This window comes from Klenkia terrae (assembly GCF_900491935.1).
Lineage (GTDB): Bacteria > Actinomycetota > Actinomycetes > Mycobacteriales > Geodermatophilaceae > Klenkia > Klenkia terrae.
Genome location: NZ_UEXK01000004.1, coordinates 1,208,642 through 1,228,015, shown reverse-complemented (window position 1 = coordinate 1,228,015; position 19,374 = coordinate 1,208,642). Strand labels below are relative to the sequence as shown.

Genomic DNA, 19,374 nt, shown 5'->3' with positions numbered 1-19,374 from the left:
CCCGCGTGATCCACGCGCGCGGGCTGTCCCGCACCTTCCGCAAGAAGCGGGGCAAGCAGGCCAGCGAGGTCAAGGCCGTGGCCGGCGTCGACCTGGACGTCGAGGCCGGCGAGATCGTCGGGTTCCTCGGACCCAACGGGGCCGGCAAGACCACCACCATGCGGATGCTGACCACGCTGCTGACGCCCACCGCGGGCACGGCCACCGTGGCCGGCTGCGACCTGCTCACCGACCCGGTCGGGGTGCGCCGCCGGATCGGCTACGTGTCCCAGGCCGGCTCGACCGCCCCGGAGAACCGGGCCGGCGAGGAGCTGGTCTCCCACGCCCGGCTCTACGGCGTCAGCACCGCCGAGGCCACCGAGCGCGGGAAGCGGCTGTTCACCGAGCTGGACCTCGAGGGCCTGTGGGAGCGCCAGCCCAAGGCCATGTCCGGTGGCCAGCGCCGTCGCCTGGACATCGCGATGGGCCTGGTGCACGTCCCCGGTCTGGTCTTCCTGGACGAGCCGACCACCGGGCTGGACCCGCAGGCGCGGCCGGCCCTGCTGTAGGGGCCCGCGCCGAGCTTGCGAGGGGTGGGGGGCAGCAGGGTCCTTCTGCTACCTGGACGAGGCCGACGCGCTGTGCGACCGCGTGCTGGTCATCGACAAGGGCGCCATCGTGGCCAGCGGCACCCCTGACGAGTTGAAGAGCTCGGTGGGCGGCGACCTGCTCACCGTCACCGTGCCGCGCGCCGACCTCGCCGCCGAGGTCGCCGGCCGGATGGGCGCGCTGCCCGGGGCCGAGGCACCGACCGTCGACGGGGACCGGGTCAGCTGCCGGGTGCCGGCCGGCGGGTCGGCGCTGGTCGCCCTGCTCCGCGACCTGGACGCCGCCGGCATCGAGGTCGCCGGGGTGGAGAGCCGCCGGCCCAGCCTGGACGACGTCTTCCTGACCGTCACCGGTCGCTCGCTGCGCGACGGCGAGCACCCGGCCGAGCCCGCCCCCCAGCAGGAGCCCGCCCGATGAGCACCATGCTCCGCGACACCGGCACGGTCTTCGTCCGGGCGATGCGCACCTCGCTGCGCAACCCGGCCTGGCTGGTCATCAGCCTCATGCAGCCGGTGCTCTACATCGTGCTGTTCGGCCCGCTGCTCGAGCCGATCGCCGGCCAGCTCGGCGGGGCCAACGCCTACCAGGTCTTCGTGCCCGGGATCCTGGTGCAGCTGGGCCTGTTCGGCTCGGCGTTCGTCGGGTTCAGCCTGATCGCGGAGTACCGGGCCGGCGTCATCGAGAGCCAGCGGGTCAGCCCGGCCCCCCGGGCCGCGCTGCTGCTGGGCCGGGTGCTGCGCGACGTGCTGGTGCTCGCCGTCCAGGGCGTGGTGCTGGTGCTGGTCGCCGTGCCGTTCGGGCTGGACGCGTCGGTGGGCGGCGTCGTCCTCACGATCGTGCTGGTCGCCGTCCTCGGCGGGTCGCTGGCCGCGGTGTCCTACGCGCTGGCCCTGACGCTGAAGAGCGAGGACGCCTTCGCCCCGCTGCTGAACACCGTGCTGTTCCCGGTCGTGCTGCTGTCGGGGATCCTGCTGCCGATGACGCTGGCGCCGGGCTGGCTGCAGGCGGTGTCGGACGTCGTGCCGTTCAGCCACATCGTGGACGGCGCCCGGTCGCTGTTCGCCGGGGACTTCGGTGCGCCCGACGTCGGCTGGGGTGCGCTGTTCACCGTCGTCCTGGCCGGGTTGGGTGCCTGGTACGGCACGTCGCAGTTCCGCAAGGAGTCCGGCTGACCGACACGCCGGGGTGAGGAGTTGGCCGGAAGTCACCCGCCGGACATCTCGGCGGCCTAGCGTCCGGGGTGTCAGGGGAGCCCGACTCCCCGGACACGGGAGGCCCGGTTGGTCCGATGCGAGCTGTCGACCAGGGGGGCCGGTCCACGGCCTCTGCGCCGGGGCCCGGCCACCTTCGATGCGGGGCGCGTCCAGCGCCCTCCAGGAGTCGACTCGTGACCAACCGCCGCACGTACGTCCTCGACACCTCCGTCCTGCTGTCCGACCCGGGCGCGCTGGCCCGCTTCGGCGCGCACGACGTCGTCGTCCCCCTCGTGGTGATCGGCGAGCTGGAGGAGAAGCGGCACCACCCCGAACTGGGCTGGTTCGCCCGGCAGACCCTGCGGATGCTGGACGACCTGCGGGTGCAGCACGGCCGGCTGGACGCCCCGATCCCGATCGGCGACGAGGGCGGCACGCTGCACGTCGAGCTCAACCACTCCGACGCCTCGGTGCTGCCGGCCGGGTTCCGCAACGACAGCAACGACAGCCGGATCATGGTCGTCGCGCTGAACCTGCGGGCCGAGGGCCGGGACGTGTGCCTGGTGACCAAGGACGTCCCGCTGCGGGTCAAGGCGGCAGCGGTCGGCCTGGACACCGACGAGTACCGCGGCCTGGGGGCGGTGGACGCCGGCTGGACCGGGATGGCCGAGCTGTCGCTGACCGACGACGAGATCTCGGTGCTCTACGACGGGGGCACCCTGTTCGTGCCCGCGGCCGCCGAGCTGCCCACCCACACCGGGCTGGTCCTGCTCTCCTCCCGCGGCTCGGCGCTGGGCCGGGTGACCGCCGACAAGCACGTGAAGCTGGTGCGCGGGGACCGCGAGGCCTTCGGCCTGCACGGCCGCTCGGCCGAGCAGCGGATCGCGCTGGACCTGCTGCTGGACCCCGAGATCGGCATCGTCTCGATGGGCGGCCGGGCCGGGACCGGCAAGTCGGCGCTGGCGCTGTGCGCGGGGCTGGAGTCGGTGATGGAGCGGCGGGCGCACAAGAAGGTGGTCATCTTCCGGCCGCTGTACGCCGTCGGCGGCCAGGAGCTGGGCTACCTGCCCGGCTCCGAGGGCGAGAAGATGGCGCCCTGGGCGCAGGCGGTCTTCGACACCCTGGGTGCGCTGGTGAGCAGCGACGTGCTCACCGAGGTGCTGGCCCGCGGGCTGATCGAGGTGCTCCCGCTGACCCACATCCGCGGCCGCTCGCTGCACGACTCGTTCGTCATCGTCGACGAGGCGCAGTCGCTGGAGCGCGGCGTCCTGCTGACCGTGCTGTCCCGGCTGGGCACCAACTCCCGGGTGGTGCTCACCCACGACGTGGCGCAGCGGGACAACCTGCGGGTCGGTCGGCACGACGGCGTCACCGCGGTGATCGAGGCGCTCAAGGGCCACCCGCTCTTCGCCCACGTGACGCTGACCCGGTCCGAGCGCTCGCCGATCGCCGCGTTGGTCACCGAGATGCTCGAGGACATCCCCTTCTAGGGCAGCGTCCCGGCGTGGATCAGCTCAGCTGATCGAACTCCGTCCTGGCTCACCGGCGTCGGTGAGCCAGGACGGACTCTGCTGAACCCAGCTGATCCACGCCCGCGGGCCGGCGTCAGGCGTCGGCGGGTTCCTCGGCGGCCGGACGGCGGCGCCGGCGCCGCTGCGGTTCCGGCTTGGGCGCCGGGAAGACCGCGCGCAGCAGGCTGCTGGCCACCCACCCGGCCAGCAGGCACCAGGGCAACCGGTCGAGCACGTCGTCGGGGTCCAGCACGCCCGTCGCACCCAGCAGCAGGACCGGGACGGCGAAGAGCAGGGCTGCGCCGAGGACGTCCCAGCGCAGCGGGCTCATCGCCGCCCGGCCAGCCGCTCGCAGAGCAGAGCGGCCCAGCGGTGCGGGGTGGCCCGGGCGCCGTCGACGACGGCGACCGGCACGGGCAGGCCCTCGAGCAGCGCGGCCGGGTCGGGTGCGGAGTCGGTGTCGGTGACCACGACCGCGTCGACCCGGGGCAGGCCGGCCAGCCAGCTGCGCAGGGCGGCGGGCTTGCGGGTGGAGTCCAGGACGCCCCAGACGGCGGGGGCGTCCCATGCCTGCACCATCTGCGCCGCCCGGGCCCCGCCGGCGTCCCCGAGCGGGACGTCGACGGCGACCACGGTGGGCACGTCGGAGCCGGTCAGCAGCGCCCGGACCTCGGTGGCCGCGGCGGCACCGGAGATCTGGGCGTCGGCGGCGGCCAGCCCGGCCAGCGGGCCGCGCGTGCACCACAGCACCCGGGAGGGGTCCAGCCGCAGCGCGACGGCGAGGGCGCGGGCGGCGCCCAGCGCCTCGGCGCCGGGACCGACCACGACCAGGACGTCGCCCGGCTCGGACGGGATGGCCGGGGCGGCGGGCAGCGCCCGGCCCAGGGCCGAGGCGAGGGCGGCGAAGGTGCCCCGGCGGGAGGCCTCGGCGGCGAAGTCCGCGCCGAGCACCGACGGGGGGACCCCCAGGGCGGCGAGCCCGGCGGGTCCGCCCTCGGCCGGGCCGTCGGTGCCGCGGTTAAGGTGGGTGATGGTGGCCCAGCCCTGGCCGGCACCGCCGGCGTCGACGGCGTCCACGGCGTCCACCCGGGTGCCGCGCATCCGGGTGGAGGGGTGCGGCGGCAGCACCCGGGACCGGGTCGCCGACCCGGCCGGCACCGGCGGGCGCTGGCCGCGGACCCGGGGGGCCGCCGCGGGCAGGACGGCGCTCAGCGACGCCAGCACCGAGGTGGCGTCGGCGACCGGCGAGGGGTCGCTGGCCGTCCGGGCCAGCTCCTCGGCCATGCCGGCGGCCATCTCGTGGGCCATCTCCTGCACGAGCACGTCGGAGACCTCGGCGGCCTGCGCGGGCGCCTCGGCGAACTCGCTGTCGGCCACGGCCTGCAGCGACTCGATGAACCCCGAGGTCGCCTCGGCCGGGTCGTCGAGGGCGGTCAACCGGGCGGCCCCGACCACGGGCAGGTCGACCTGGGTGGGCAGGGTCCGGTGCCGGCCGGCCTCCTCGGCGCGGCGACGGCGGCCGGTGACGGCGCCCCCGGCCAGCGCCGCGGCGCGCAGGGCCTCCAGCGGGTCGGGCTGACCGGTCCGCGACGCACCGCGGGAGGCACCGAAGAGCACCTCGTCGTACCGGGAACCGGCCGAGTAGATCGGCCGGGGCTCGTCGACCACGGGGGCCGTGTCGTCCGCGGCGGCGGCGGTGACGGCCGGCTGCAGGCCGGTCGCGGTGCTGTGCCGCCCGCCGTCGGGCATGACCGACGGGACGGGCAGGGGACGGCGCACCGGGGTGCCCCACAGCGGGTCGATCTCGACGGGCGCGGGGACGTCGTCCTGCGCGGGGGCGTCGACGCGGTGGACGGTGCCGGCCGCGCGGGCCCGCTCGGCCGCCTCCCGGCGCTCGGCCCGGGTCCGGCGCCGGCCGATCTCCGAGCTGTCGCCCACGGCGGGGGAGGGCAGCTCGGTCCCGACCTGGGCGGCCTCGATCGCTGCGGCCTCGACCTCTGCAGCCTCGGCCTGGGCGGCCTCGGCCTGCGCTGCCTCGCGGGCGGCCCGCTCGGCGGCGGCCCGCTCCTCCTCGACGGCAGCGCGCTGGGTGGCCGCGGCGCGCTCGGCGGCGGTCCGCTCGGCCCGCTCGGCGGCGAGGCGGTCCGCCTCGGCCTGGGCGGCGGCGCGGCGCTGGTCCTCCGCGCGCTGGGCGGCGGCCTTCTCGGCGGCGGTGCGCAGGGCCGCGGCACGCCCGGTGGCGGCCTTCTCGGCCACGGCGCGGCGTGCCTCGGCGGCCGCGGTGCGCTCGGCCTCGGCGCGGGCGTCCTCGGCCGCGGCCTGCTCGGCGGCGACCCGGCGGGCCTCGGCGAGCTCGGACTGGATGCGGCGTGCCTCGGTCCGGGCGGCCTCGGCGGCGGCGGCCTGGGCAGCTGCCCGGCGGGCCTGGGCCTGCTCGGCGGCGACCCGTCGGACCTCGGCCTGGGCGGCCGCGCGCTCGGTCTCCATCCGCTCGGCCTCGATGCGCAGGGTCTCGAGCCGCTCGTCCTCGATGCGCTGGGCCTCGACGCGTAGGGCCTCGACCCGCTCGGCCTCGAGGCGCTCGGCCTCGTGCCGGGCGGTGTCGACGGGTGCCGACGGGGCCACGGCGGGCAGGGTCCGACGGGCCGGGGCGGCCTCGGCCAGCACCGGGAGGTCGGCGGCGGGCTGGTCGGCCGGCGGGGTGGCGGCGGCCAGCACGGACCGCAGACGGGCCGCGCGGTCACCGAGGGAGGGCTGAGCCGGCAGTGCCGACTGAGCCGGCTGCGCGGGGCGCTGGGCGGCCAGGTCGGCGTCGACGAAGTCGTCGAGCAGGTCGGGAGCCGGTCCCACCTCGGCGACCTGGCGCTCGGCCAGCTCCCCGGCGGCGCGGATGGCGGCCTCGCGGAGCTGGGCGGCCCCGGCGCGGGCCGCGGTCACCCGGGTCACCGCCGGTGCCGGCGGGCGCTGGGCGGCGGCCGGCATGCCGGCCCGGGGTGCGAGCTCGATGATGCTGGTGGCGTCCCACATCGGCTCCGGGGCAGCGGTGGGCGCAGCCACGGGCACCTCCGGCGTCGACGGCTCGGAGGCGGCCGGGCCGGGCCGGGCACTGCGACGGGCCGCGGCCCGGGCCCGGGCGGCTGCGCGTCGCTCCTCGGGGCTGCGCACCGGTGCTGCCGGTGCCTCCAGGGCCTCGGGGGCGGCGGTCAGCGCGGCGACCGCGATCGGCGGGGTGGTGCCGGCCCGGGCGGCGGCCACGGCCGCGGCCTCGGCGCGCTCGGCGGCGGCCCGCACGGCGGCGGCCCGGTCGTCCAGGGCACCGCTGTCCGTCCTCGACGCGACGTCGTGCTGCTCGGCGGCCACCCGCTGCTCCTCGTGCTCCTCGGCGTCGGCCACCGCGGCCTGCACCTCGTCGTCCTGGGTCACCACGCGCATCAGTGCCGCCGCGAACGGCGACGGCGGGGCCCCGCCGGCGTCGCTGTCGACCTCGGGCTCCACCGCCGGGTCGGCGGTCGGTCGCCCGGACCGGGAGGTCCGCTCCCACGCGGGGGCGGCGGGCTCGACCGGCTCCTCGGCGCGGCGGGTCGCCAGGGGACGACGCTCCGGCTGGGGAGCGGCCGGCGCCGGGGCGGGCTGCGGGGTGGAGGCCGGTCGGGCCTTGCCGGCCGGACGGGCCACCGACGTGGGGGAGTAGACCGCGACGTCGGAGCCGCCGGGGCCCAGCAGCTCGGCGAGCTCGTCGACCGGGTCGACCGGGGCCGGCGCAGCAGTGGCCGCGGTGCGCTGGGCACCGCGGACCTGCAGCGCGACCTCGAGCAGGTCGTCCACCGAGAGCCCGGACGACGGCCAGCCGTCGGTCTCGGCGGCGGGGGCGCCGGCGGTCCGGGGCAGCTCGGCGACCACCGTCGGGGTGGCGCTGCGGGCCGGGGCCACCTTGGGGCGGGCGGCCGCGACGGCCGGCTTTCCACCGGCGGGCTTGCCACCGGCCGGCTTGCCACCGGCGGGCTCGCCGCCGGTCACGGGGACGCGGGCGTCGTCCTCCCCGGCGCCGGGCAGCACGACGTCGGCGACGTACCGCTCCTGGCTGAAGAACCCGGCGACCCCGCCGCTGCGGATCCGGCGGACGCCGCGGATGCGGACACCCGGGCCGTACTCGGCACGGGCGGCCGCGATGGCCTCGTCACGGGTGTTCCCGGACGGCGCTTCAGGCGAGTGCGACGGCACCGTTCACCACTCCGATCGTCTCGATCTGGGCCGTACGGCTGACCTCGCCGTAGGAGATGACCGTGCAGCGGGCCACGACCTGGCGCATGAGCCGGGCCAGGGCCGGGCGGACCTGGGGGGAGCAGACCAGCAGGGCGGTGATGCCGAGCTTCTCGGCGTCGTCGAGCAGGTCGCTGGCGCCGCGGGCCAGGGCGTCGACCGCACCGGCGTCCAGGGCCAGGACCGCGCCCTGCTCGCCCTGGCGGACCGCGGACAGCAGGCGCTGCTCGAAGCCCGGGTCCAGGGTCATCACGTAGAGCTTCTCGTCCTCGGTGACGTAGGGCTGGCTGATCGCCGGGCCCAGCGCGCCGCGGGCGGCCTCGACCAGGCTGTCCAGGTCGGTGGCGCTCTTGGCCCGCAGCGACAGCGCCTCGAAGATCCGGACCAGGTCGCGGACGGAGACGCCCTCCTCGAGCAGGGCCTGCAGCACCTGCTGCACCTGCCCCAGGGTCAGGCCGGCCCCGGTGAGCTCCTCGACCACCACCGGGTGCGAGCGGCGCACCATCTCCATCAACAACTTGACGTCCTCCCGGCCCAGCAGCTGGGCGGCGTTCTGGCGCACGACCTCGGCCAGGTGCGTGGTGATGACCGACGAGCGGTCGACGACGGTCGCGCCGGCCATCTCGGCTTGGCGCTGCAGCTCGGCGGGCACCCACTTGGCGGCCAGCCCGAAGACCGGCTCGCGGGTCGGCTTGCCCGGCAGGCCCTCCAGGGAATCCCCGATGGCCAGCACGGTGCCCGCCGGCGACGTCCCCTTGGCGACCGGGACGCCGTTGAGCCACACCACGTACTGGGACGCGGGCAGGTCCAGGTTGTCGCGGGTGCGGACCAGGGGGATGACCAGGCCGGTGTCCATGGCGACCTTGCGGCGCAGCGCCTTCACCCGGTCCAGCAGGTCCCCGCCGCGGGCGGTGTCGACCAGCTCGACCAGGTCGAAGGCGACCTCGAGCTCCAGCGGGTCGACCCGCATCTTCTCGGCGATCGACTCCGGGGAGTCCGGGGAGGGCTCGTCAGCGGCCGGGGTGGGGTTCTCGTCCTCCACCGGGGGGTTCTCGTCCACCCGGGAGGCCAGGAAGAGGAACAGCGCGCCGGTGAGCAGGAACGGCAACTTGGGCAGGCCGGGGATCAGCCCGAGGCCGAGCAGCGCGCCGCCGGCGATCCGCAGCGGCTGCTTGGTACGGCCGAGCTGGGCGATCATGTCCGAGCCCAGGTCGCCGTCGGCGGCCGAGCGGGTGACCACGATGCCGGTGGCGGTCGAGAGCAGCAGGGCCGGGACCATCGAGGTCAGGCCGTCGCCGACGGCCAGCAGCGAGTAGGTGCTGACGGCGTCCCCGGCGCTCAGGCCGTTCTGCACCATGCCGATGACCAGGCCACCGACCAGGTTGACCAGCACGATGATGATCGCGGCGATGGCGTCGCCCTTGACGAACTTGCTGGCACCGTCCATCGAGCCGTAGAAGTCGGCCTCGGCGGTGACGTCGGCGCGGCGCCGGCGGGCCTGGGTCTCGGTGATCAGCCCGGCGTTCAGGTCGGCGTCGATGGCCATCTGCTTGCCGGGCATCGCGTCCAGGGTGAAGCGTGCGCCGACCTCGGCGACGCGCTCGGCGCCCTTGGTGATCACCACGAACTGGATGACGACCAGGATCAGGAAGATCACCAGGCCGACGACCAGCGAGCCGCCGATGACGAAGCTCCCGAAGGCCTCGATGACCGCGCCGGCGTAGCCGTCGGAGAGCACCAGCCGGGTGGAGGAGACGTTCAGCGCCAGCCGCAGCAGGGTGGCGATGAGGATCGCCGACGGGAAGACCGCGAAGTCCAGCGGGCGCTTGATCGACATCGCCACGAGCAGGATCAGCAGCGAGGCCGCGATGTTCAGCCCGATGAGCAGGTCCAGCAGCACCGCCGGCATCGGGACGACGAGCATCAGGACGATCATCACCACGCCGATCGGCACGGCAGCCTTCGTCCACTTCACGTGGTTGTTCATCGGCAGCCACGGGGGTCCCCGTGACCGCCCCGTCACGGGGGGAAGGCGTCAGACCCCGCCGACGCCGTCCACGCCGCCGGTGCCCCCGGTGGAGACCGGCTCGGCCCGGCGCCGGCCGGCGACCGGCAGCCCGGTGGTGTCCGGCGGGGTGAAGCCGGGCTGGTGGACACCGCCCGTGATGCCCTTGAAGCCCAGCTGCATGACGAAGGCCAGCACCCGGGCGACGGCGGTGAACAGCTGCGGCGGGATCTCCTGGCCGATGTCGCAGCTGCCGTGCAGCGCGCGGGCCAGCGGGATGTCCCGGACCTGGGGCACGCCGTGCTCGGCGGCCACCTCGCGCAGCCGGCGGGCCACCTCGCCGGATCCCTTGGCCACCACGCGGGGGGCGCCGAAGGAGGCGGAGTACTTCAGCGCGACGGCCACGTGGGTGGGGTTGGTGAGCAGCACGTCGGCGGTCTGCACGTCGGTCATCATGCGGTTGCGGGCCTGGGCGAGGGCGACCGCGCGGCGGTGGCCCTTGACGTGCGGGTCGCCCTCCTGCTGCTTGTTCTCCTGCTTGATCTCGTAGAGGCTCATCTTGAGCTTCTTCGTGCTCTGCATCTTCACGACCATGTAGTCGGCCACGGCGAGCACCAGGCCGGTCATGGCGGCCACCCGCAGCATCAGGAGCGCGGAGTCGGTGAAGACCGCGGCCACCGTGCCCAGCGGCATCGAGCCCGACGAGGCGACCAGGGACTTCGCGTCGTCGACGGTGAACATGATCGCCACGCCGATGGCGATGGTCTTGATCAGCGCCTTGACCGTCTCCCAGAGACCCTGGCCGCCGAACATGCGCTTGAGGCCGGGGAACGGGTTGAGCTTGGCGGCGGTCGGCTTCAGCGGCTTGCTGGCGAACACGACGCCGCCCTGCGCTGCCGAGGACAGCACGCCCACCACCATCACGCCGGCGGCCAGCGGCAGCGCAGCGGTGAGGAACGTGGACAGCGCCTGCCCGAGCAGCAGGTCGATCGAGGAGATCGCCGGCTGCCGGGCCACCTCCCCGATCTGCAGGAACAGCGCCTTCGCGCCGTCGTAGGAGCTGCCGACCATCGCCGGCAGCAGGAAGCTCGCCGCCACCGCGCCCAGCCAGGTGCCCAGCTCCTGCGTGCGCGGGATCTGGCCGTCCTTGCGCGCCTTCTTCAGGCGCTGCGGTGTCGGTTTCTCTGTCTTCTCACCGCCCGGACCGTCCTTGGCCACGGCGTCAGCCGGCCTCGAGGGCGAGCATCGCCCGGGTGGCGGTCTCCAGGAGGGAGTCCAGGGCGGTGGGCAGCAGCGGGAAGGTCAGACCCAGCATGACCATGGTCAGCATGATCTTGACCGGGAACCCCAGGGCGAAGATGTTCATCTGCGGCGAGGCCCGCGAGACCAGGCCGAGCGCGACGTCGGCCAGCAGCAGGACGGCGACCAGCGGGCCGGCGATCTGGACCGCGGCCAGGAACATGGTCGACATGGCGTGCACGACGGTCTCCCCGATCTGGTCGCCGGGCAGCACGGCGCCCAGCGGGAGCCCCTCGTAGGAGGTGAACAGGCCCCGGACCAGCATCAGGTGCCCGCCGCTGGTGAACAGCAGCGCGGTGGCCAGCAGGTTCTGCAACCGGCCGATCGTGGACGTGGTGCTCATCGACAGCGGGTCGTAGGCCGGCTGCAGGGAGAAGCCACCGGTGACGTCCAGGATGTCGCCGGCCAGCTGGACGGCGCTGAAGAACAGCTGGACGACGAAGCCCAGCGCCACCCCGATGACCACCTCGGTCAGCGCGGTGACCACCAGGTAACCCGTGGACAGGTCGCCGAGCTGGGCCTCGACCTGGGTCAGCACCACCAGCGCCAGGGCGACCGACATCGCGCCCTTGACCGGTGCGGGGATCGCCTTGGAGTTGAACGGCGGGGCCACCAGCACGAACCCGGCGGTGCGGGCGGTGGCCAGCAGCAGGGCCGCGAGCGTGGCCTCGGGGATGTCGAGGTCCACGCGGTCAGCTCCGGCCGAGCAGCGCCGGCAGGGTCTCGAAGAGGTGCTGGGTGAACGAGACCAGCTCCGACAGCACCCAGTTGCCGGTCAGCACCAGCGCGACCGCGACCGCGACGAGCTTGGGCACGAAGGAGAGGGTCTGCTCCTGGATCTGGGTCGCCGCCTGGAACAGCGAGATCGCGAAGCCGACCAGCAGCGCGGTCAGCAGGATCGGGGCGGAGACCTTCGCCGCCACGATCATCGTCTGCACCGCGAGGTCGGTGATCTGGGCGTCGCTCACTACCCGTAGCTCCCGTAGGAGCCCACCAGCGCGGTGGTGATGAGCGCCCAGCCGTCGACGACGACGAACAGCAGCAGCTTGAACGGCAGCGACACGATCACCGGCGGCACCATCATCATGCCCATCGCCATCAGCGCGGCGCTGACCAGCATGTCGAGCACCAGGAACGGGATGAAGACGACCAGCCCGATGATGAAGGCGCTCTTGAGCTCGCTGAGCACGAACGCCGGGACGAGGGTCAGCATCGTCACCGACGAGGGGTCGGCGGGCATGGTCTCGCCCGACAGCCCGACCATGAGCTTGAGCTCGTCCCCGCGGGTGTTGGCCAGCAGGAAGTCCTTGAGCGGTTCGACCCCGACGTCGTAGGCCTGGCCGACCGACAGCTGCCCGTCCAGGTAGGGCTGGATGGCGAGGTTGTTGATGTCGGCGATCACCGGGCCCATCACGAACAGCGTGAGGAAGAACGCCAGCCCGGTGAGCACCTGGTTGGGCGGGGAGTTCTGCAGACCCAGTGCGTTGCGGGTCAGCGACAGCACCACGACGATCTTGGTGAACGAGGTCACCAGCAGCAGCAGCGACGGGGCGATCGACAGCACCGTGATCGCCAGGATCAGGGTGATCGCGCTGGAGGGGCTGTTGCCGCCGATGTTGATGTCCAGCCCGCCGGTGGGGACGGTCGGGGCCACCGGCGCCGTGGGCGCCGTGGGGTCGTCCACCGCGAGGGCGGCGGAGGCCAGCAGGACCAGGAGGGTCGCGCCCGCGGCGGTGACCACCCCCACCCGGGTGGTCCAACGGCCGGCGCGCTCCGTGAGGAGCGCAGGCATCAGCGGCGCACCGTCTTCTCGCGCAGGCCCTCGACGACCTGGGTCCACGCGGCGCGGTCGAACACCGACCCGGCCACCAGACCGCTGCCGTGCCGGGTGACCGAGGGGGCCTTCCGGGGGCGCCGGGCACCGGGGACACCGGGGAGGCGGGGGAGCGCGATCTGCGTGGTGGGGGCGTCGTCGTCGGACGCTTCCAGCACGGCGACCGGACGGCGGGCGGTCAGCGCGGCCCGGCGGGCGGCGGACTGCGCGATGCGCTCCTCCTCGGCCTCGGCGAGCATCTCCTCGACGACCTCGCCGTCCATCTCGGCCAGCAGCGTCACGTGCTCCTCGGTGGTGCCGACCACCAGCACGCGGTCGGCGACCCGGAGCACGGCGACCGTGCTGCTCCGGCCCATCCGCTGGCGGGCGACGACCTCGATCAGCGAGCTGCCACCGCCCAGGCCGCGCTTCTTGGCCACCCGGGCGGCGAACCACAGGACGCCGGCGACGAAGGCCAGCGTCAGGATCAGCCGGATGATCATCCAGGTCATGCCGACGCCTGGCCCAGCTCGGCGGCCGCGGCGTCGGTGACCACCTCGGTGATCCGCAGCCCGAACTCCTCGTCGACCACGACCACCTCCCCGCGGGCGATCAGCGTGCCGTTGACGAGCAGGTCGGCCGGCGCGCTGGCCGCGCGGTCGAGCTCGACGATCTCGCCGGGGTAGAGCGAGAGCAGTTCCTGCACGGTCATCCGGGTGCGGCCGATCTCGACCGTCACCTCCATGGCCACGTTGCGCAGCAGCTCCAGGCTGCCGCGCTGCGTCCCGGCGCTGGGCCGGGGCAGGGTGACCTGCAGGGCGAGGGTGGCCTGGTGCTCGCCGCCGGCCAGCAGCGGGACGGCGAGGAACACGCCCTTGTCGCGCAGCCCGTCGAGGGCCGCCTCGGGCTCCTCCATCCGCTCGCTGGTGACCGTGACCCGGCCCAGCACGGCGGCCGCGGCCTCCAGGGCGGGTCGCATGGCCGCGGCGACGTCGAGCTTGCCGACCGGGGAGTTGGCCAGCGCCTCGACGACGGAGCCGGCGACGACGAGCACGACGTCCCCGCTGACCTCGCCGGACAGCCGGGCGGTGATGGCCGCGGGGGAGTCCCCGGGCAGCGGTGCGATGTCCGGGTCGTCGACCGGGGACCCGCAGGTCAGCGGAGAGGTCGAGGGCAGCAGTGCCCCGGCGGCCTGGGCGGCCGAGACCACGGCGGTGGAGATGGTGGCGGCGTCGTCGGTGCTCACTGGGGGTCCCTCGCAGTGCTGGTGTGTCCGGCTGGGGTGGCGACGATCTCGGCGGCCAGCCGACGGCGGTGGTTGCTGGCGACGGCGTGGGCGAAGACGACGTCGTTGGTGGTGACCTCGAGGGGGCTGTCCCGGGGGTGCCGGAGCAGGAGGACGTCGCCGACGGCGAGGCTGAGCAGGTCGGCGCTGGGCACCTTGATCGGCCGGAAGCGGGCGTTGACCTCGACCGGCACGGCGCCCAGGCGCTCGGACAGCGCTTCGGTGGCCTGCTTGCGCTCGCGCAGTGCCTGCGCGGACAGCTGCGGGGAGGTCGCGTCGTGCAGCGCGGTGGCGAACGGGGCGAACGGGATCATGATCGTCGCCTCGGTCTCGCGGTCCCCGAGGGTCAGGGTGAACGAGCTGACGACGACGGTCTCGCTGCCGACGGCGAGCTGGACCAGCTGCGGCTGGTACTCGAAGCCCTCGAGGCCGAAGTCGACCCGGATGACCGGCCGCAGGGCCAGGGCGAGCTCGTGCAGCACCCGCTCGACCGGGTAGCGGGTGAGGCGGGTCTCCATGCCCGTCATGGGGCGCTGGGGCTGGTCGGCGGCGCCGGACCCACCCAGCAGCTGGTCGATCATCGCCATCGCGACGTCCAGCGACCAGGTCATCAGCCCCCGGCCCTGGAGCGGCTCGAAGCTGATCACCGACATGAACACCGGGTTGTCCAGGTGCGCGATGTAGTCGTCGTAGGCGAACTGGTCGATGCCGCCGAGCTCCACCTTGACCTCGGTGCGCAGCACCTGGGTGAGGTTGTTGGCGGTCTGCCGGGCGAAGGACTCCAGCAGGTTCTGCAGCACCCGGACGTGGTCGCGGGAGAGCTTGGTGGGCCGCCGGAAGTCGTAGCTCCGGGGCTCGCCGCGACGCCGCCTGGACGCCAGCAACGCCGCCCCGCGGGGTGCGGGAGCGGCGTCGGCGAGGGTCACGAACCCTTCATCGGCGGTCAGGGTGGGGACCCTGACCGCCGCAGGCGTTACTGCGTCACGTACTCCGTGTAGTAGATGCCCATGACCAGGTCACCGGCCTCCTCGGTGTTGTAGGCCTCCTCGATCCGCTGCTCGAGCTCGGCCTTCATCGCGTCGCGGTTGCCGGTCACGTCCGTGGGCTGGGCCTCGGAGAACATGTCGATGATGATGTCGGTGGCCCGCGAGCCGTCGGGGGCCTCCTCGCCGGCCTCCTCGGTCAGCTGCAGGCTGACCCCGATCTTCAGGTAGCCCGCGCCGGCCAGGTTGACCGTCACCGAGTCCAGCGGGAGGACGATGCCGGCCACCGGGGCGGGCTCGGCCTCCTCGCCGGAGCCGGAGAAGACGAAGAAGTAGAGCCCGGCGCCGATCGCGAGCAGCGCGACGACGGCGATGATGATCAGCTTGAGCTTGCCGCCCTTCGCCACCTCCCCGTCCTCGGCGACGTCCTTGGCGCCCTTGGACTTCTTGCCCTTGGTGTCGGCGGCCGCGACCGGCCGCTCCTTCGTGGGTGCGGTCACGGGGTGCTCTCCTGGGTTCCGGCGGTGGGTGCGGTGGTGGACGGGGCGGCTGCCTGGGAGGCGAGCCCGGGGAGGAGGGAGCTGGCCTCGGCGGAGGCGGTGGAGAGGACGACGACGTCCACCCGGCGGTTGACCGACACCGAGGCCGGGTCGGCGTCGGGCAGCAGGGGGCGGGTGGCGGCGAAGCCGGCCGCCTGCATCCGGTTCTGGTCCAGCCCGTCGGTCTCGATCAGGTACCGCAGCACGGTGGTGGCGCGGGCCGTCGAGAGCTCCCAGTTGGAGGGGTACCGGCCACCGGGGGTGACCGGCAGGGAGTTGGTGTGCCCCTCGACCTTGAGGTCGTTGGGCAGCGCGGCCAGGGTCGGGGCGAGCGCGTCGAGCACGGCCTTGCCCTCCCCGCGCAGGTCGGCCTGCTCGGCGCCGAAGAGCACCTGGTCGGCCACGAGGTGCACGACCAGCCCGTCCTCGGTGATCTGGAAGGTCGCGGCCTGGGCGTCACCGGCGGCGGTGAGCGCGGCGGTGATCGCGGCCTGGGCCGCGGCGAGCTGGTCGAACTGGGCCTGGGCCTCGGCCTGGGTCTGCGCCGACTGCGCGGCCGCCGCGGCGGCGTCCGCCGTGGCCTGGGTCTCCGGGTCGACGGTCTGCGTGGGGTCGGTCCGGTTGTCGATCTGCATCGGGGAGTTGAGCTCGTCGAGCACGCTGGGCTGGGTGGTGACCGAGCCGTCGTCCAGGATCGAGGTGGGTGCACCGAAGCTGGTGGACAGGCCCTCGGCGAACGCGGCGAACTTGAGCTGGTCGACCTGGCTGATGGAGTACAGGACGATGAAGACCGCGGTCAGCAGGGTCATCATGTCGGCGAAGGACACCAGCCACCGTTCGTGGTTCTCGTGCTCCTCCTCCTCGTGCTCCTCGTGCCGACGCCGGCCCTTCTTGCCGGTGTCGTGCCCGCTCATGCGGCGGCCTTGGCCATGGCGGCCGCCTCGCTGGGCGGCACGAGGGAGGTGAGCTTCTGCCGGACGGTGCGCGGGCTGGTGCCGGCCTGGATCTCCGAGATGCCCTCGACGAGCAGCTTCATCTGGGCAGCCTGCAGGTCGCTGGTGCGCACGATCTTGGCACCGGCGGGCAGCCACAGGACGTTGGCCGACAGCACACCCCAGAGCGTGGCGACGAAGGCCGCGGCGATCAGTTCCCCGAGCTTGTCGGGCTGGTTGAGGTTCTCCAGCACGTGGATGAGCCCGATGACCGTGCCGATGATGCCGATGGTGGGTGCATAGCCGCCCATGGCGGTGAAGAACTTGGCCGCTACCTTGTCCTCGGCCTTCTTGGCCGAGATCTCGGCCTCGAGCACGGTGCGGAGGTCCTCGGGGTCGGTGCCGTCGACGGCCATCTGCAGACCGCGCTGCAGGAAGGGGTCCTGGATCTCCTTGATCGGGCCCTCCAGGGCCAGCAGGCCCTCCTTGCGGGCCTTCTCGGCGAGGGTGACCAGGATCTGGATCTTCTCGGCGGCGGGCGGGACGGCGGCGGGCATGAAGCCCTGCTTCATCCAGCCGCCGATCTTCTTGACGTCGGGCATCGTCAAGCCGGCCACGGCTGCGCCGAACGTGCCCGCGAAGACCAGGATGATCGGCGGGAGCAGGAGGATGGCCAGGGGGGACGAGCCCTCCATGATCATCGAGGCCAGGATGGCGACCAGCGCGATGCCGACGCCGATCAAGGTTGCCGGATCCATGTCAGCGCTCCTCGCGGTGGGGGAAGGGCAGGACGGCGTGGTCGCCGTCCCCGGTGGGGTCGCAGTCGGTGTCGTCGGGGACGACGGTGACCAGCGGGCGGGGGTGGGTGCCGCGGTCCATGGCGTAGGCGGTGGCCAGCACGTCGGCCCGGCAGTCGCGGATGGCGACCAGGACCTCCTGCAGGCTCTCGCGGACCAGGAAGCGGACGTTGTCGTTGAGCGAGATGACGGTGTCGGGGTGTGCCTCGACCCGCTCGATCAGATCGGGGTTGAGCGCGAAGGGCTCCCCGTTCAGGCGGGTCAGGCAGATCACCGGTTGCTCCGAGTCGTCGTCGTGGGTGGCGCAGTGGTGTTGTCGGCGCGTCCGACCGATCTCTGAAGCGGGACGGCCCGGTCACCCCTTCGGGATGACCGGGCCGTCTACGTGCTGGACGCCGGTCAGCGCTTGAGGTTGACCAGGTCCTGCAGCAGCTCGTCCGAGGCCGTGATGACCTTGCTGTTCGCCTGGAAGCCTCGCTGGGCGATGATCAGCCCGGTGAACTCCTCGGAGAGGTCGACGTTGCTCATCTCCAGTGCGCCGGAGGTGAGCGTGCCCAGCGACCCGGTGCCGGCCGCACCGATGAGCGCCACGCCGGAGTTGTCGCCGATGGCGTAGCTGGTGTTGCCCATGTTGATCAGGCCGGACGGGTTGTCGAAGGTGGCCAGCGCCAGCTTGCCGATCGCCCGTCGCTCGTTGTTGGTGTAGACGCCGGTGATCGTGCCGTCCTCGGCGAGCGCGAAGCTCGAGAGGCTGCCGGCGGTGAAGCCGTCCTGGTCGACTGCCGAGATCGCCGTCCCGGCGGCTTGAGCGGTCACCTGGCCGAAGTCGAAGGTGACACCGGCCGCGTTGCCCCAGCCGGGGATCGTCATCTTGTTGCCGGCCGTGGTTCCGGCGCTCAGGTTGGAGAACGTGGGAACCCCGCCCGCAGTGAACGCGACGTCGGCGGTGACCGGCGTCGGCGTGGTCGTCCCGTCTTCGTTGGCGATCTTGAGGGTCCACGTGCTGTTGCCGTTGGTGTTGTTGACGGTCTTCTGGGTCCACGTCAGGTTGAGCCGCTGCTCGACACCGGCCGCGTTGTAGACGGTGGCCTTGGCGACCCGGACGTTGGTGTCCGCGCCGTTGACGGCGGCGGCATCGATCATCACGTTTCGGCTCATGGTGACCGAGGTCGTCGCACGGGGCGGCAATGCGGCGCCGTACTGCACCTGCAGGTCCTCCAGGGTGCCGCCGGTGTCGATCTTGCCGGCTTCGTCGGCCATCCAACCCTGCACCCGGTTGCCGTCGGAGGTGATCAGCTTGCCGGCGCCGTCGAAGGTGAAGGAGCCGGCGCGGGTGTAGAGCTGCTGGCCCTGGTTCTCGGTGACGAAGAACCCGTCGCCCTGGATCATGAAGTCCAGCGCGCGGCCGGTGTTCTGGGTCTTGCCCTGGCCGAAGTCGGTCGTGATGGCGGCGAGCTTCACGCCGAGGCCGACCTGGGCCGGGTTGGTGCCGCCCTCGGTGGCGTCCGGGCCGCGGCCGCTGCGCAGCACCTGGGTGAGGGTGGTCTCGAAGACGGTGTTCTGGGTCTTGAACCCGACGGTGTTGACGTTCGCGATGTTGTTCGCGACGGTGTCCATCTTGGTCTGGTGGGCGCGCAGGCCGGAGATGGCCGAGAACATGGAACGCAGCACGGGGGCTCCTGGGTCGGGGAGGGCGGGTCGGGGANCTGCGGTGCCCGGGGTCACCGCGGCTGCGTCGACGCCGCCGTCACCGGTCGCCGGTCCCCGGTCTCCCGGCGGCTGGGCGGCGGGGAGGCCCTGGCCCGGGAGCAGGGCTGCGGGGGAGTCCGCCGCGGCGTCGGGGGTCGCCGGGACCGGCGCACCGTCGACCGGTGCCGCTGCGGGGCCGGGGACCTCGGGCGCGGGGTCGCCGGAGGTCGGGATCCCGGGGAGGGGCCGGCCGATGGTGGGCAGACCGGTGGCCGCGGTGACCGCTGCGGCCGGTCCGATGGAGGTGACGACGCCGGTGGTGACCGTCGTGCCGGTGGTGGGCAGAGCGGCGTCGGCAGTCGCCGGGCCGGTGGTGACGGTCGGCGCGGGAGGCGGCGGACCGGCGGCGCGCAGCGCGGCGGCCGGCGAGGCGGTGGGCGGAGCGGTGCTGAGCGGCCCGGTGGTGAGCGGCGTGGTGCC

The 19,374-nt window shown here is 73.8% G+C and carries 19 protein-coding genes; 4 read left to right on the top strand and 15 right to left on the bottom strand.

Features of this window, described 5'->3' with window-relative positions; translation table 11 throughout:
• Positions 1 to 5: 5 nt before the first annotated feature.
• The 4 genes from LFA75_RS06350 to LFA75_RS06335 all read left to right on the top strand — a co-directional run bounded on the left by LFA75_RS06350 (position 6) and on the right by LFA75_RS06335 (position 3,271).
• On the top strand, positions 6 to 548 hold the full coding sequence (locus LFA75_RS06350) for an ATP-binding cassette domain-containing protein (RefSeq protein ID WP_318249966.1): 543 nt from the start codon (positions 6 to 8) through the stop codon (positions 546 to 548).
• 82 nt (positions 549 to 630) lie between these two features.
• Complete coding sequence (locus LFA75_RS06345; RefSeq protein WP_225232837.1) at positions 631 to 1,005, top strand: ATP-binding protein DrrA1-3 family domain-containing protein; 375 nt, start codon at positions 631 to 633, stop codon at positions 1,003 to 1,005.
• Positions 1,002 to 1,760 carry an ABC transporter permease gene (locus LFA75_RS06340; RefSeq protein WP_225232836.1) on the top strand — a complete coding sequence of 253 codons (759 nt, stop codon included), beginning with the start codon at positions 1,002 to 1,004 and terminating at the stop codon, positions 1,758 to 1,760. Before LFA75_RS06345 ends, LFA75_RS06340 begins: the two co-directional genes overlap by 4 nt.
• Before the next feature lie 215 nt (positions 1,761 to 1,975).
• Entirely contained in the window at positions 1,976 to 3,271 is a 1,296-nt protein-coding gene (locus LFA75_RS06335; protein ID WP_225232835.1) for a PhoH family protein, read from the top strand.
• 115 nt (positions 3,272 to 3,386) lie between these two features.
• Here LFA75_RS06335 and LFA75_RS06330 read toward each other — a convergent pair whose 3' ends face one another.
• The 15 genes from LFA75_RS06330 to LFA75_RS24265 form a co-directional block, all read right to left on the bottom strand.
• Positions 3,387 to 3,623, bottom strand: coding sequence for a hypothetical protein (locus LFA75_RS06330; protein WP_225232834.1), 237 nt, complete (start codon positions 3,621 to 3,623; stop codon positions 3,387 to 3,389).
• On the bottom strand, positions 3,620 to 7,513 hold the full coding sequence (locus tag LFA75_RS06325) for a hypothetical protein (RefSeq protein ID WP_225232833.1): 3,894 nt from the start codon (positions 7,511 to 7,513) through the stop codon (positions 3,620 to 3,622). The genes LFA75_RS06330 and LFA75_RS06325 overlap by 4 nt, the downstream gene beginning before the upstream one ends.
• Positions 7,494 to 9,539 (bottom strand): flagellar biosynthesis protein FlhA, encoded by a 2,046-nt coding sequence (gene flhA, locus LFA75_RS06320; RefSeq protein WP_225232832.1) that lies wholly within the window; start codon positions 9,537 to 9,539, stop codon positions 7,494 to 7,496. Before flhA ends, LFA75_RS06325 begins: the two co-directional genes overlap by 20 nt.
• Before the next feature lie 48 nt (positions 9,540 to 9,587).
• The gene (locus LFA75_RS06315; RefSeq protein WP_225232831.1) at positions 9,588 to 10,775 is read right to left on the bottom strand and encodes an EscU/YscU/HrcU family type III secretion system export apparatus switch protein; all 1,188 of its coding nucleotides are present in this window, start codon (positions 10,773 to 10,775) and stop codon (positions 9,588 to 9,590) included.
• A 4-nt stretch (positions 10,776 to 10,779) separates the two neighbouring features.
• Positions 10,780 to 11,544 (bottom strand): flagellar biosynthetic protein FliR, encoded by a 765-nt coding sequence (gene fliR / locus LFA75_RS06310; RefSeq protein ID WP_225232830.1) that lies wholly within the window; start codon positions 11,542 to 11,544, stop codon positions 10,780 to 10,782.
• A 4-nt stretch (positions 11,545 to 11,548) separates the two neighbouring features.
• The gene (fliQ, locus tag LFA75_RS06305) at positions 11,549 to 11,824 is read right to left on the bottom strand and encodes a flagellar biosynthesis protein FliQ (RefSeq protein WP_225232829.1); all 276 of its coding nucleotides are present in this window, start codon (positions 11,822 to 11,824) and stop codon (positions 11,549 to 11,551) included.
• Positions 11,824 to 12,648 carry a flagellar type III secretion system pore protein FliP gene (fliP, locus tag LFA75_RS06300; protein ID WP_225232828.1) on the bottom strand — a complete coding sequence of 275 codons (825 nt, stop codon included), beginning with the start codon at positions 12,646 to 12,648 and terminating at the stop codon, positions 11,824 to 11,826. Before fliP ends, fliQ begins: the two co-directional genes overlap by 1 nt.
• On the bottom strand, positions 12,648 to 13,181 hold the full coding sequence (locus tag LFA75_RS06295) for a FliO/MopB family protein (protein WP_225232827.1): 534 nt from the start codon (positions 13,179 to 13,181) through the stop codon (positions 12,648 to 12,650). Before LFA75_RS06295 ends, fliP begins: the two co-directional genes overlap by 1 nt.
• On the bottom strand, positions 13,178 to 13,915 hold the full coding sequence (gene fliN, locus LFA75_RS06290) for a flagellar motor switch protein FliN (protein ID WP_225232826.1): 738 nt from the start codon (positions 13,913 to 13,915) through the stop codon (positions 13,178 to 13,180). The genes LFA75_RS06295 and fliN overlap by 4 nt, the downstream gene beginning before the upstream one ends.
• Entirely contained in the window at positions 13,912 to 14,880 is a 969-nt protein-coding gene (locus LFA75_RS06285; protein ID WP_225232825.1) for a flagellar motor switch protein FliM, read from the bottom strand. Before LFA75_RS06285 ends, fliN begins: the two co-directional genes overlap by 4 nt.
• Positions 14,881 to 14,927: 47 nt before the next feature.
• Positions 14,928 to 15,437 (bottom strand): flagellar basal body-associated FliL family protein, encoded by a 510-nt coding sequence (locus LFA75_RS06280; RefSeq protein ID WP_225232824.1) that lies wholly within the window; start codon positions 15,435 to 15,437, stop codon positions 14,928 to 14,930.
• Positions 15,434 to 16,390 (bottom strand): OmpA/MotB family protein, encoded by a 957-nt coding sequence (locus LFA75_RS06275; protein ID WP_225232823.1) that lies wholly within the window; start codon positions 16,388 to 16,390, stop codon positions 15,434 to 15,436. The genes LFA75_RS06280 and LFA75_RS06275 overlap by 4 nt, the downstream gene beginning before the upstream one ends.
• A complete protein-coding gene (locus LFA75_RS06270) occupies positions 16,387 to 17,166 on the bottom strand; it encodes a motility protein A (protein ID WP_225232822.1) in 780 nt (259 codons plus the stop codon). The genes LFA75_RS06275 and LFA75_RS06270 overlap by 4 nt, the downstream gene beginning before the upstream one ends.
• A 1-nt stretch (position 17,167) precedes the next feature.
• Positions 17,168 to 17,479: a flagellar FlbD family protein gene (locus LFA75_RS06265; protein WP_225232821.1), complete on the bottom strand. Its 312-nt coding sequence runs from the start codon at positions 17,477 to 17,479 to the stop codon at positions 17,168 to 17,170.
• Between the two features lie 125 nt (positions 17,480 to 17,604).
• Positions 17,605 to 18,822, bottom strand: a complete 1,218-nt coding sequence (locus tag LFA75_RS24265; protein ID WP_455428474.1) for a flagellar hook protein FlgE — start codon at positions 18,820 to 18,822, stop codon at positions 17,605 to 17,607.
• Between the last annotated feature and the right edge of the window lie 552 nt (positions 18,823 to 19,374).